10 protein-coding genes are annotated in these 13,140 nt (G+C 60.6%); 8 read left to right on the top strand and 2 right to left on the bottom strand.

The annotated features are described in order from the left end of the window. The first annotated feature begins 345 nt into the window (after nucleotides 1–345). The 4 genes from V7D69_RS08715 to V7D69_RS08700 all read left to right on the top strand — a co-directional run bounded on the left by V7D69_RS08715 (nucleotide 346) and on the right by V7D69_RS08700 (nucleotide 3,900). Nucleotides 346–885: a cupin domain-containing protein gene (locus V7D69_RS08715; protein ID WP_324061789.1), complete on the top strand. Its 540-nt coding sequence runs from the start codon at nucleotides 346–348 to the stop codon at nucleotides 883–885. Nucleotides 886–1,013: 128 nt separating this feature from the next. Next, nucleotides 1,014–2,477, top strand: coding sequence for a fatty acyl-CoA synthetase (locus V7D69_RS08710; RefSeq protein WP_414690943.1), 1,464 nt, complete (start codon nucleotides 1,014–1,016; stop codon nucleotides 2,475–2,477). A gap of 16 nt (nucleotides 2,478–2,493) precedes the next feature. Beyond that, on the top strand, nucleotides 2,494–3,303 hold the full coding sequence (locus V7D69_RS08705) for a TauD/TfdA dioxygenase family protein (protein WP_324061793.1): 810 nt from the start codon (nucleotides 2,494–2,496) through the stop codon (nucleotides 3,301–3,303). A 135-nt stretch (nucleotides 3,304–3,438) separates the two neighbouring features. Beyond that, entirely contained in the window at nucleotides 3,439–3,900 is a 462-nt protein-coding gene (locus V7D69_RS08700; protein ID WP_324061795.1) for a nuclear transport factor 2 family protein, read from the top strand. 137 nt (nucleotides 3,901–4,037) lie between these two features. Here V7D69_RS08700 and V7D69_RS08695 read toward each other — a convergent pair whose 3' ends face one another. Further along, nucleotides 4,038–6,128 carry an outer membrane protein assembly factor BamB family protein gene (locus V7D69_RS08695; RefSeq protein ID WP_324061796.1) on the bottom strand — a complete coding sequence of 697 codons (2,091 nt, stop codon included), beginning with the start codon at nucleotides 6,126–6,128 and terminating at the stop codon, nucleotides 4,038–4,040. A gap of 637 nt (nucleotides 6,129–6,765) precedes the next feature. Between V7D69_RS08695 and V7D69_RS08690 the strand changes: the two genes are divergently transcribed. Together V7D69_RS08690 and V7D69_RS08685 are read left to right on the top strand one after the other, a co-directional pair. Next, on the top strand, nucleotides 6,766–7,275 hold the full coding sequence (locus V7D69_RS08690; protein WP_333605594.1) for an alpha/beta hydrolase: 510 nt from the start codon (nucleotides 6,766–6,768) through the stop codon (nucleotides 7,273–7,275). 203 nt (nucleotides 7,276–7,478) lie between these two features. Next, the gene (locus V7D69_RS08685; protein ID WP_333605593.1) at nucleotides 7,479–8,213 is read left to right on the top strand and encodes a dienelactone hydrolase family protein; all 735 of its coding nucleotides are present in this window, start codon (nucleotides 7,479–7,481) and stop codon (nucleotides 8,211–8,213) included. A gap of 110 nt (nucleotides 8,214–8,323) precedes the next feature. On the opposite strand, the gene V7D69_RS08680 is transcribed toward V7D69_RS08685, so the two are convergent. Further along, entirely contained in the window at nucleotides 8,324–8,941 is a 618-nt protein-coding gene (locus V7D69_RS08680) for a hypothetical protein (RefSeq protein ID WP_324061801.1), read from the bottom strand. 412 nt (nucleotides 8,942–9,353) lie between these two features. Here V7D69_RS08680 and V7D69_RS08675 point away from each other — a divergent pair, with 412 nt between their 5' ends. Together V7D69_RS08675 and V7D69_RS08670 are read left to right on the top strand one after the other, a co-directional pair. Then, nucleotides 9,354–10,523 carry a thiolase family protein gene (locus V7D69_RS08675; RefSeq protein ID WP_333605592.1) on the top strand — a complete coding sequence of 390 codons (1,170 nt, stop codon included), beginning with the start codon at nucleotides 9,354–9,356 and terminating at the stop codon, nucleotides 10,521–10,523. A 32-nt stretch (nucleotides 10,524–10,555) separates the two neighbouring features. Beyond that, complete coding sequence (locus V7D69_RS08670; protein ID WP_333605591.1) at nucleotides 10,556–12,835, top strand: CaiB/BaiF CoA-transferase family protein; 2,280 nt, start codon at nucleotides 10,556–10,558, stop codon at nucleotides 12,833–12,835. The last annotated feature ends 305 nt before the right edge of the window (nucleotides 12,836–13,140 follow it).

The following is a 13,140-nucleotide window of genomic DNA, read 5'->3' as shown; positions in this document are numbered from 1 at the left end:
GTCCATGCCTCAAACTACACCAAGCGCAAAGAGCCCCGGAACACTCTTTCCTCGTCATCCGTCAAACTCACCCCAGGCAAGTCGATTGCGCATTCAATCGGCTTCGGCGCCGCAGCGGAAAAGCCGCCTCGCGCATCACCGCTCCCATGGCTGGCGAACGCCGCCGCGATGGCCTGCTAGGGCGCGCCAAATCCACGCGGGAGACCAATGCCGCTCGTATCCACAAACCATCTCCCCTGGCTTCCAGCCAAATATTCATTGCGCGGGGTCGCAATGCGAATGGGCCTTGACCCTGTATGGATTACATGTAGTATGTGGAATGTCAAATCCTTGAGGAGAGAAAAATTGCCCGAACTGGTCACCCCCAAGCGTACCGACCTCGCCCCGGAAGGTGAGCGCCCCAGGATCAAGTTGTTCCGTTTCGCCGACACTTTCCCCGTGCAATGGCATGAGAACAAGATCGGCGCGACGCACCGTCCCTGGTGGTTCTACGACGTCCGCGACGTATCGGACTGGTTCAACATCTTCTGCATCTCCTGCCTCCAGCCGGGCCAGTCAGAAGGTTTTCACAGCCACCTTCCCGAGAATGAAGGCCCATACGAATGCTGGTATCTGGTTTACCAAGGCAAAGGCCAGATACGGACCGAGTTCGCCGACTATAATGTCGAGAAATTCGACGCCGCCTTCATGCCGCCCAACGCATCGCACCAGATGCGCAACAATTCGGACGAACCGCTGTGGTACGCCACGCTGTCATCGCGCGGCGGTCATCCGCTTCGGGTCGACACCTATCAGCTGGAATGCTCCGAAGCGCGTCCGGGCTATATGGAAGAATATGAGCGCATCATGGCCGTGCGCCGCGAAAACGGCCTGCCCGTGCCCTGAGCGCGGTCGGCTGATTGACGAGAAAACGAAAAGCCGCGGAAGAGCGAGACGCAGGAGTGGATATGCCCGGGAAACCGAACGCGATTTTCAGGGGCGTCGTGCGAAGCGCACGACGGGCCCCTGACGCGGTGGCTATTCGTTTTGCCGATCGCAGATGGACTTATGCCGATCTCGTTGCGGCCGCGGTCGCATTTGCCGATGAACTGACCCGCAAGGGCGTTCACGCCGGCAACCGCGTCGCCTTTCTGGGCCGCAACAGCGACGCCTATGCGATTGGATATCTCGCCGTCCAATATCTCGGCGCGATCCATGTGCCCATCAACTTCATGCTGCGGGAGCATGAAGTCGCCTATATACTGAACCACAGCGCGCCGCGCCTGCTGTTCACCGACGACGAGTTTCTGTCGGTGGCCGAGGGTGCGGTGGCCGCGACTGGCCCGCACATCGATTGTGTCGCGTTGCGTCCGCCCGAAACCTTCGCCCCCTTCGACTTCGACCAGAAGGAACGGGAACCGGCGGAGCTGCCGCGTCCGGCGCAGATCGCTTATACCAGCGGGACCGAATCCGCGCCCAAGGGCGCTCTCCTGTCGGACCAGGGGCTGGTCCATCAATATCTGAGCTGCATTGCCGTCGGCGAATATCTGGAAAGCGATATCGTCGTCCACGCGCTGCCGCTCTACCACTGCGCCCAGCTTCATTGTTTCCTGCTTCCGTCGCTGTTCCTGGGCAGCGAGAACATCATCCTGGATCGCGTCGATATAGCCGAGGTCACCGAAACGATAGAGGCGAACGGTGCCACCTCCTTCTTCGCGCCGCCGACGGTCTGGATCGGCATTCTCGGCTACCCATCCTTCGATCCGCGGCGGCTGTCGACCTTGCGCAAGGGCTATTACGGCGCCTCGATCATGCCGACGGAGGTGATCCATCGCATGCGCGAGCAGTTGCCCTGGCTGCGTTTCTGGAACTATTACGGCCAGACCGAGATCGGTCCTCTGGCGACGGCGCTGCGGCCCGAGGAGCATGAAGAACGCCCCGCCTCCGCGGGCCGTCCCGTGCTGTTCGTCGAGACCCGCGTCGTCAATGACGACATGAACGACGTCGAACCCGGCGCCGTGGGCGAGATCGTCCATCGCTCGCCCCAGCTCCTCATGCGGTATTATCGCGATCATGAAAAGACTGCGGCGGCATTCGAGGGCGGCTGGTTCCACAGCGGGGACCTGGGCGTCATGGACAGCCAAGGTTACATCACGATCGTCGACCGGAAGAAGGACATGATCAATTCCGGTGGCGAGAATGTCGCCTCGCGCGAGGTGGAAGAGGCCATCTACAGGCATCCCGCCGTGGACGAGGTTGCCGTCGTCGGCCTGCCCGATCCCAAATGGGTGGAACGGGTCTGCGCCGCCATTGTGTTGAAGCCCCACAGTTCGGCAACCGGCGAGGACATTCTGCGCGTCTGCGAGGACATGGCCCCCTTCAAGCGCCCCAAAGCCGTCGCTTTTGTCGAAAGCCTGCCGAAAAATCCCTCGGGGAAAATCTTGAAGCGTGAACTGCGCCTGTCGCTTTCCGACGCTGAAAGTATCTGGACATTATAGTTGTGGGAGACCGACGATGAGTATTCATGCAAAACCGCTTTCCACCTCGTTCGGCGTCGAGGTCATCGGCCTCGACCCCCGTCATCTGGATGCCGAAGGCAAGGAAGCCGTCAAGCTGCTGTTCGACAACCATCATTTCATCCTCTTCCGCAATGCGGGCGTCGATGAAGAGCAGCATCTCGACATCGTCAAGGCGATCGGCCCGATCTCGGGCGGGGACGCACTGATGAAGGACGGCAAGCAGTTCACCTATATTTCCAACGTGCACACCGACGGCCGCCTGCCCAATGGCGAGCTTTTCTATCATTCCGACCACATGTTCCTCGAAAAGCCGCTTAAGGGCATCTCGCTCTATTCGATCGAAGCGCCCAAGCATGGCGGGGAAACGCGCTTCTTCAACGCCGCCGCGGCCTATCAGGCCCTGCCCGCCGATCTCAAGGAGCGGATCAAGGGCCTGTCGGCGCGGCATGTCTACGACTATAGCGTCAATCGCGGCGACAAGCGGCCCGATGCCGTCCATCTGAGCGACAATACCGACACCTTTATCCATCCGCTCGTCTGGCATCATCCGGAAAGCGGCACACCGTTGCTGTTCATCAGCCGCCTCTTCACGACCGACATCATCGGCCTGGACCAGAAGGAAAGCGACGAGTTGCTCGATCAATTGTTTGGCTATGTCGACAGCCGCGGCGATGATTACGTCCACAAATGGGAACCGGGCGACCTCATCATCTGGGACAATCTCCATCTCCAGCATGCGCGCAACGATTTTCCGGCCGGTGAACGCCGCGCGTTGCGCCGTGTACCGATCGCCTTGGCTGCTTGACGACAGGCAGGGGAACGTCGGCTCCCCCGCCTTCCTAAACGGCCTGTCCCAATCGGGCCCGGCCGCCAAATTGTCCGTGACGATTTGGCAGCCGCAATCATTTCAGAAATCGACGGCTACTGGAAAGGATGCATCATGGGCCATTCAGGACTTGCCGACCGGGAACAGATCTACGATCTCAAGGTCCGCTACGGACGCGCGGTCGACACATACGACACGGACCTGATGCGCTCCTGCTTCACCGAGGACGCGACCTGGCGCTATGACCCGATCGGGGGCGAAGGCCAGTTGATGTGCGGCTGGAAGGAATTTTCCGTGTTCTGGGTCCAGATGCAGGAACCGATGCAGTGCACGCATCAGTTCACCAACTTCACCTTCGACATTCATGGCGACGATGCGGCCTATTCCTGCCTTTTGCTGGCGCAGCACTGGCCGCGCGGGGCTGACTTTGTGAACGAGGTGCCGTTTTTCACCGTCGGCGGCCGCTATGATAGCCGTGCCCGCCGAACGGCGAGCGGATGGCGCATCTATGAGCATCGCGAAAAAACCTTCTGGCAGTCGGGTGACGCCAGTGCGGTATGGGGAACGCTCGGATAGAGTAAACTGAACTGATGCGGTGAATGTCTTCGAGCACGGACACGAAGCTCCGCGACGCTAAATTCTTCCCGAAACCCGACCGGCGCTGCCATCGCAAACCTCCAACGGTTTGTGATGGCAGCGACCGGAAACCCCTGTCACGCGTCCAGTCCGAATATCCGTTTAATTCCTGCCCAGAGACGCCCCAACCAGGATCGTCCGGCTTCGTCGCCGTCCTCCAGCGCGAAGACCCAGAGGGCGGGTCCACCTGTGGACGCTTCAATCTCCGGCGTCAGATGAGCAACGAAATTGTCCTGGTACGTGCCGCCGCCGGTCACGATCGCAATGAACTGCCGGCCATCGACCGCGTAGGTGATGGGAAAGCTATTAGGCGTGTCGCTCAGCCGAACCTGCCACAGCACTTTGCCCGCCTTGCTGTCCAGCGCGCGAAACCAGCGATCGCGCGATCCTTCGAAAACCAGCCCGCCCGCAGTCGCGAGCACTGCGGACGCTTCAGGGGCACGGCGACTGTTGGCCCAAAGCGTTTTGCCTGTGCGCAGATCGACGGCGGTCATACGGCCGAACTTGTCGCCCAAGCCGGGGCGCGGCTCCACTTTCCAGACCGATCCAGCGACATTCGAATTGTCGATCACCACTTCCATGCAGGTTTCGAGCGCCGGAATGAAGAGTATGTCGTTCCGGGGATCAAAGGACGTCGCCGGCCAGTTGCGCACGCCAGAAGCATGGGGGCATGCTTGCGTGGCCCGGCCCTCTCCGGGTATCTTGCTGGTGTCGATCGTCTTCGCGCCGGTTTTCGGATCGACCTTGGTTATGAGGTCCTGGACACCGTAGTCATACGACCAGACGAACTTGCCGGTAGAGAAGTCCAAGGCATCCAATATGCCCAGCTTGCCCATCGACATCACGACCTGCTTGCCGCTGCCGCGCGGATCTTTGACGATCATCCGTTCGAAGGCCCAGTCTTCGTCCCAAACGTCCCCGGGAAAGTGCTGGAAATACCAAACGAGCTTGCCGGTTTTTGCATCGAGCTTGAGCGTTGTGTTGGTGTAGAGGCCCGCTTCCGGTTTGTTCGGATCGTTCTTCAGCAGAGTGCTGACGACGTAAGTGTTGCCGGTGCCAAAGACCAACTCGTTGCGCTCATAGTCGTAGCTCGGCGCGGTCCATACACCCGCCCCCCCGCGGTCTGACGCCGGCGCGCCACCCCAGGTTTCGGACCCCGGTGCATTATCTCCGGGAACTGTGTCGAAGCGCCACAATTCCTCGCCCGATTTCGCGTCGAACGCGGCCATGAAGCAGCGCATGCCCTTGCCGAAGCAGACTGCGCCGCTTTGGAACACTCTTCCGTTGGCGACCAGTGGGGCCGCGGTCAGCGTGCTCTTGTCATCGATGACCTTATCCCACCGCACAGCGCCGGTACGGGCATCCAGCGCCATCAGGTGATTGTCGACGGTCGACGCGTAGAGAGCATCGCCATAGAGTGCGATCCCGCGCGGCTGGCTGAGGCCGCGCGGAGCCGACTTGTCTTCATGCTTCCACAGTGTGTCACCCGCCCTGGCGTCCAGTGCCATGATGAAACCCCCGCCGTGCAGGAAGATCACTCCGTCATGAGCGAGCGGTGCAATGCCATTCGTGCCCTGCCCCAGGGACTTGCTCCAGACAAGCTTCAGCCGGCCGACATTACTGCGATTGACCTGATCGAGCTTGCTGTACCCTAATGCATCCGTGCTGCCGCGCCAGACTAGCCAGTCGTTCGAGGGGAGTTGCCGCAGCATAGCATCGGTCACGGGCGGCAGCCTGTCCGTCACGCGCTTCGCCGCCTCGCTCGCAGCCCGCGTGAATGCGTCCGCAACGCTGTCGGGCGCGGATATCGCGGGTGCGGCGGCTGCCTTGGCCGACACAGCATCTGACCCGCCTTGCGCAAGCAGGTACTTTGCAAGAGCCCTGGACGTCGCTGCGTCAAGCGGAGGATCAGAAGCAGGCGGCATCGACCGGGCAATGAAGTCGGCAAGCCCGTCGACGCCGGCTTGTGTCCATTTCGAAGCGAACGCCGTGCTGTTCAGTGCAGGCGCGCCGGCGCCTTGCAGATCCTTGCCATGACATGCCGCGCATTTGGCGCCATAGATGGATTGTGCAGCGCCGCCCTGCCCATCCCCTGCCTGAGCGAGGGCCGTCCCCGCGGCGATCAAAGCGACAGTGGCTGGCGCCACGAAACGGAAATGTAGCCTCACCTTACCTCCGACTGTTCCTGGATTTCCCGCCGACGCCGGGGATAGACTTTCTCACCGCATATCCTGCCGTTCGCATACGGGATGCCGGTCCTAGCGTGACAATGGAAGATGGTTCCAAACTTGCGCTTACTCAAGTGTTCCGCAATGCCGTCGAAATCAGCTTCCATGAACGTGTGAAAATGCTCGAGATCGAAATCCGTCGCCCCTGGGCACCCGTCACGGTATTACTGACAATCTGTTCCTCAACGGTTTTTCGACCTTGAATTCCATTTCAGCCATCCTGCAATCCTGCGATCGGTGTTGTTGTTATCGCGCGAGAAACGTCATGGCGCGTGTATGGCGCCGGCCATTTGAAGCTAACGCCTCGAAGACCGCAGCAACCTATCCGAAGGCTGGCGGGCCAGGCACCGGCCCGCATCGAGGCATTGTGCGCCGCCCTCCCCATAGAACTGGTCCGCGAACGGTTCCTTCTACTTGGACTTCAGACTGTGCCCGTCCCCCCTACGCAAGATAGGTTTCACCGCGCCGGTGCTCCGGAATGCTCCGGGGCAACAGCAGCAGCGCCCCCTTGCCGAAGGAGACAATATGGTTGCATCTGTCGTCGTTGCATCTGTCGTCATGGTGCACGGCCACATGCATGGCTCCTGGTGCTGGGGAAACGGTCGTGGATGGCCTTGCGAAGGCGGGTATAGCAGCCAGCGCAGTCGATCTTCCCGGACGTGGCGCGAACAAGGATCGCCCGATCTGCCTTTCCGAGAGCCTGAAAGTGATCGACGAGGCGATTTGCGCGCTCGACGGCCCGGTCGTTCTTTGCGGACATTCCTATGGCGGTGTGCCTATCTCCTGGGCCGCCATGCGCAACGACAGAATTACCGAAGTCGTGCACCTGGCGGCCATCTTGCCTCTCGAGGATGAAATCATGGCGGGCGTTGTGGAAGCAACGATGGAACGGGTAGGCCACCGGATGCGCTTCGAGGACGGCTTTTCAACCGTGGCAAGCTTCCAGGACTCTGTGGACATGATGTACGGTGATTGCTCCCCCGAAGATGCGCGCTGGCCTATGACCGATTGGTTCCCGAGCCTTTCAACGGAATGCCGGAGCCAGGCGCAGCCGCGACGACCGTGCCTTGTGATCATGCGAAGGTGACATATGTCGTATGCAAGGCGGATTCGTCGATGGACGCGGACCTGCAGCGGCGCATCGCCACGCTCGCCCGCTATGTCGTGGAGTGGCCCACCGGTCACTCCCTCCCCTGGCTGTCGCAGCCACAGATTTGCATCGACTTGCTGGCCAGAATTGCGAGGGCTGCCGTTCGATAGGCCGACCCCATACCTATTCTTGAGAGGAAAATGATGTTCGAGACAATGGAACCGATCGAGATGGAGCATGCAGGGACCTTGCTTCGCGGCTATGTCGCGCGTCCCGATGGCGATTGGCCTCGCCCGACAGTCCTGGTCATGCACACCGGCCTGGGGATCGCGCACAAGGAAGTCGTATCCCCCGCCGCCCAGAAACTGGCGGCACTGGGATATGTCGCGATTTGCACGGACATGTACGGCGCGCATCTCGAAGGCGCTGGTCCGGAGGGTTTTGGGCCGACATACCAGGAACTCCAGATGGAAAACCCTGCGAAGCAACGCGCACGCACGGTCGCCTGGTTCAACAAGGCGGCGAGCCTGGGCTATGTCGACGAGCAGAGGATCGCAGCCCTCGGTTTCTGCTACGGCGGAACGACTGCGCTCGAACTCGCGCGCAGCGGCGTTGATCTGCGCGCGGCCATCAGCTTTCACGGTATCCTGTCCACGTTCCAGAAGGCCGAACTCCGCAGCATCAAGGGTCAGGTTGCTGTCTATTCCGGCGGTGGCGATCCCTGGGTGCCGCATGAGGATCTCGAGGCTTTCAGAAAGGAAATGATCGATGCGGATCATCGTGACTATCAGATAACATTTTTCGGTGCCGCCGATCATGGTTTCACCGATAGATTCGCCCACGAGCAGGGTATGGAAGGGCTCAGTTTCCATCAGTTGTCCAACGATATCTCGTGGACGGGGGCGGTAACCTTGCTTGAGCATGTGCTCCGCTAAGCTCGCGACGCGGAACTGAAGTCCGTTGCATGGTGGGCTCGTCATCCAGATGACCGGTCGATTGATCGGAAAGCCGCTTTGCCAAATCGGATGGGCGCCTTCGTGCAGGTCTATGCCTCACTCCACGGCGGCGGCGCGATGAAGCGATATTCCTGCGTCAGCCAGTCGCCCTCTTCGGTTTCGCCAATGGCCGCCCGATCCTTGAACCAGCTCATGCGGATCAGGCCCATCTCGGGCTCTGATTTGTTCCAGCTGAAATCATCAGCCAGTGTGAGCTTATGGCTGACGATGTTGTCCACTACCCGCACTGCCTCCGGATGCGGTGAAGGAAGATTGCCTCCGCCGGCAATCCGCTGGATCAGCTTGACGCCGGGGGTCAACTGATCCAGCGGAGCTGAGGGAATGCTCCCGCCCGCAACAAGTTTTTCGCCCGTGATCACATACAGGTCGAACCCACTGAACAGGCTTTGATCGTCTTCAAGAACCGCCTGGAAATCGTCCATGTTTTCATAGGCGATCGATGGTGTGAGAATATCCATCACGGTAGGCACCCAATGCTCTGTAACGGCCGCGGGACAACCTTCCCCCTCCATGAGATTGACCGTGTAGCCAAGCAGGCACCGGGTCAGTCGTTTTCCCAGCAACGCGTGATTGTTGATATAGTGATGCTTGAAATCATCCGGGCTGCGATTCGGATGTCTTCTGAACAGGAAGATGCTCTTTTCCACTGCTGCTGGTCCTCCTCGAACGGGCTACGCAAGTAAAGCCGTCGGCGCCGGAACGGTCGCCGACTTTCAGCCGGAAGGTTAGAAAGGTACTGCCGGGCGCCGCACCTAACTTACGGCGGGACGACGTTCGGGACAGGACCTCTGCCGATCGCATGTTTGCCGCGAACGGCAGTCGAGGCAGGCTGATGGACCGCAAGTTTCGGCACTTCGATCAGGATCCTGAAAAGCTGCCGAACCTCTCCAAAGAAAGGTTCAAACTGCATAGCCCAATCTAGATTTTCAATCCTCAGGAAGCGCAAAGTGCCGAAAAACAACTGTGCGTGACACGATTGTAAAATGCTGCGCAATTGAAGCGGGTTTTCGTCGGTGAACAGTTCGCATTCTCACCACGTTTTTGGATTGGGTCTAATATATGGCTTTTCTGCATCGTTCTGCCGCGGTCGTAGGTATATATACGTCTGAGCAAGGACGATTTCTCAAGCGGTCGTCAACCTCGCTCCAGATAGAAGCGATCAAGGGAGCACTCGACGACGCGGGACTGGGACTGGACGATGTCGACGGCATCGTCGCTCCGATCACGATGGAGGCGGCGGGCCTGAAGCTGCCCTCGCCTCAACATTGGGCCGCTCAATTAGGCGGCAAGGCATTGACATATACGGACAGCGCGGGGGGGCATCTTGGCGCTCAGAAGGCGGCAGCGGCCATCGCCGCCGGCTTTGCCAAAGTGATTGTTCTCGTCCACGGAAAGGCGGATCTCGAGATCGGTCCTCGCGGCAAGCTCAACCAGACCGTCCATGCGGATCCGTGGGAGAGCATGGCTTGGGGAGGCTACATGGCGCCCTGGTACGCCATGTGGGCAAAGCGTTACATGCACGAGTTCGGAGTTACGAGCGAGGATATGGCGCAGGTCCCGGTGATCCATCGACACCATGCCACCCTCAATCCCGCATCTCTCATGGGCTCGCGCGGAGACCTGACCGCCGAGAATGTCCTGGACTCCCGGATGATCGCGGATCCTCTCCATCTCCTCGACTGCGCCCTCGATAATGACGGAGGGTGGGCGATCGTGATCGCTTCCGCCGACGTTGCTCGCGATTGCCGACGCGAGCCGATCTGGATAATCGGCGGCGCCGAGGCGGTGGACTCCGACCTTTACATGACGATCGACGCACCCTGGATCCGGCGCGAGGGCTCGGCTGCCCGAAAAGTCGGCGAAATCGCATTCGCCCAGGCCGGCATCACGCGAGACGACGTGGATGTAGCCAATCTCTACGACTGTTTTTCGATCACGTTCCTGCGCGATCTCGAAGAGCTTGGGTTTTGTGAGTTGGGAGAAGCAGCACACTATGTGCGCGCGGGCCACACCCGTCTCGGCGGCTCCATGCCATGCAACACCGACGGTGGCTTGTTGTCCAATTCGCACAATGGAAATCCCACGGGGATGATGGCGATCGAGGTCGTGCGCCAGTTGCGCGGCGAGGCCGGAGCCCGGCAAGTTCCCGATGCGCGGATCGGCTTGGCCTTTTCGCAGGGCGCCGCAGTTCACGGGGTTTGCGGCACCGTGGTTCTGGCAAAAGACTGAATTTTTGAAGCGCATTTGAAAGCTGATAATCCATGAAAGACAATCAAGCCCTTGCGGGAGTACGGGTCCTCGACCTGAGCGGCACGATTGCGAGTTCCGTCGCAGGCATGCTGCTGGGCGACTATGGCGCAGAGGTCGTTCACCTCAAGCCGGCCAAGTGGCGGGAGGCCGGCGAGCTTCCGGGACTGGCGGTCTGGCACCGCAACAAGATCTGCTCGGAGCTTGACTGGGCCTCGGACGCGAGCCTCGGCATCGTACGCGAATTGTTGCGCGGCGCGGATATCTGTATCACCAGCGATGCCTTCACGGCCACTGAACTTGGCATGAATGGCGAAGAGCCGGGCAGGCTGATCCATCTGCGCATGCCGCCCTGCCTCCCACTCGAATCCGGCGGGCTCGATGTCGACAACCTCCTTGCGGCGATCTCCGGGGTGGCTCTCCGACAGAGCTCGTTCGAAGGTGGGGCCATCGATCTCGTGACGCCATATGTCTCGTACGAACAGGGCCTGTGGGCCGCGACCGCGACCGTCGCCGCGCTTGTCGAAAGGGAGAAATCGGGTTTCGGCCAACAGGTAACTGTCGATGGCCTGCACGGATCGATCGTCGCCAACATCGCCACGCTGGTGATGGATCCTGCTGCTCCGCCCATCGACACGACAGTCGGCCCCGGAGGGGCCATGCCCACCTATTCCTCGTATCGGTGCGCAGACGATAAATGGGTTTTCATCGGCGCTCCCACCCCCAAGTTCCAGCAGGCATCTCTTGAAGTTCTGGGCATCCCCCAGGTCTGGATCGATCCTCGCATAGGCGGAACCTTCACCAACCTGCATAGCCCGGAAAACCGGAGTTGGGTTCGTGCGATGATCGCGGATGCTTTCGCCACCCAGCCCAGCGACTACTGGCTGAAACGGCTTGAAGCGGCCGATGTGCCCGTGGGGCTTGTGGGCGAAACCAGGGACTGGCTTTCCGATCCTCAGATTCAAGCGATCGGTCAACGCAGGATTGTCACCGATCCGTGCCATGGCGAAACGGTGATGGGCGGGCTGCTCGTGGAACTATTCGGTTCGCCGGCGGAAGGTCCTTCGCCCCGTCGCTTCGTCCCGTTCGAAGAACTTCCGGTTTGGCCAGGACAAAAGCAACCGTCGGGTCGAAAGCCGCGCCCCACCAATCGCGGCCCCCTGGACGGCATTCGCGTGTTGAACCTGGGCGCAATGCTGGCAGGCCCCTACGGGGGGATGCTGATGGCGGAGTTGGGCGCGGATGTGGTGAAGGTCGAACCCCGAGGCGGCGACGTGTTCCGGACGGTCGGCGCTCACTACAATCGCGGAATGCGAAGCCTGGAGGTAGACCTTCGCAATCCGATGGGACATGCCGCCTTCCTCCAACTGGTCGGGGTCAGCGATGTCGTGATGGACAATTACCGTCTGGGTGTGCTCGATCGCCTTGCGATCGATTACGAATCGCTCACTGCGGTCAAACCGGATGTAATCACCGTTTCCGTCACCGGTTTCGGAGAGATCGGCCCCTTGGCCCGGCGCCCTGCCTTCGACCCCATGATGGGGGCCATCTCGGGCATGCAGAAGTCACAAGGGGGAGATAGCGACCCGGTCTTTATCGGGGTTGCCGTCAATGACGTTTCAAGCGGATGCGCCGCCGCGTTCGCGGCCTGCCTCGCCCTGTTTCATCGCGCGCGCGCTGGCGAGGGACAGCGCACCGGCACGTCACTGGCCGCCGCTTCCGTATTCATGCAGTCGGGCGAATTGATTCAGTATCCGGATTGCCCACCGCCGCGGGTGGGAGGACGGGACTTCGCCGGCCCTTCGGTACTTGACCGCTTTTACCCGTCGACTGACGGTTATGTCAGGGTTCTGGCGAACTCCATCGACCAGTTCGTCGATGCCGGAATATTGGAATCCGCGCATGTAGACGACGATGTGGCTGCCGATCAGATTGCCGGGGCCTTGCGCCTGCTTTCCAGAGAAGAAGCCGTTGCACTACTGGAAGCAAACGGGATTTTCTCCGTTCCAGCGCGCAACATCTGCGAGCTTCCCGATGATCCTTCGATCAGGACAGATTATCTCGCCACCGTAAGAGGCGATACGGGAGGCGACTTCTTCGTACCGAACCGCCTCGCAAGGTTCTCCAGGACCGAACGCCCGGACATCCTGCAGACCCCGGGCGCCGGAGAACATACCCGCGATCTGCTGGAGACGGCTGGCGTCCCCATGAGCGAAATCGAAGACGCGATCGCAAGCGGCGCGGTCCATCAAGGCAAACCGCTCAAGGGAATTGGCGGGGTTTCATACCGCTGAACGATCGGAGCCTGTCCTCGCTCGATCGCGGCTTTGCCTTGCCCCAGCCTTGGCAACCCGCAATGTGCCGCCCCCCTGTCTGATGGTGTGATGGTATGAGGTTGCTGCGGAAGGGAGCCCGTCCCCCCGAGGGTCCGGAGCCCGATAGGGAGCAAGGGTCCCTTCCGCGTGCCTTCATCGACCTGTACTGCCTGCCCTCGGGCAGGACCGACCGGATCGCCAATACCCGCGAGGCCATTGCGTCTTGGCTGGCTTTGTTGCGCAAATGGGCGGAGGGATTCCCGTTGTGAATCCAGTTTGTTAGT

Source organism: Novosphingobium sp. (genome assembly GCF_036733805.1).
Lineage (GTDB): Bacteria > Pseudomonadota > Alphaproteobacteria > Sphingomonadales > Sphingomonadaceae > Novosphingobium.
The sequence above is the reverse complement of the archived record's forward strand: the minus strand, read 5'-3'. Positions and strand labels throughout refer to the sequence as shown.

What these genes read in the sequence shown, in the direction of transcription:
- V7D69_RS08705 (WP_324061793.1), top strand. Translation starts at nt 2,494, where the DNA reads ATGAGTATTCATGCAAAACCGCTTTCCACCTCGTTCGGCGTCGAGGTC.
- V7D69_RS08700 (WP_324061795.1), top strand. Translation starts at nt 3,439, where the DNA reads ATGGGCCATTCAGGACTTGCCGACCGGGAACAGATCTACGATCTCAAG.
- V7D69_RS08690 (WP_333605594.1), top strand. Translation starts at nt 6,766, where the DNA reads ATGGCTCCTGGTGCTGGGGAAACGGTCGTGGATGGCCTTGCGAAGGCG.
- V7D69_RS08685 (WP_333605593.1), top strand. Translation starts at nt 7,479, where the DNA reads ATGATGTTCGAGACAATGGAACCGATCGAGATGGAGCATGCAGGGACC.
- V7D69_RS08675 (WP_333605592.1), top strand. Translation starts at nt 9,354, where the DNA reads ATGGCTTTTCTGCATCGTTCTGCCGCGGTCGTAGGTATATATACGTCT.
- V7D69_RS08670 (WP_333605591.1), top strand. Translation starts at nt 10,556, where the DNA reads ATGAAAGACAATCAAGCCCTTGCGGGAGTACGGGTCCTCGACCTGAGC.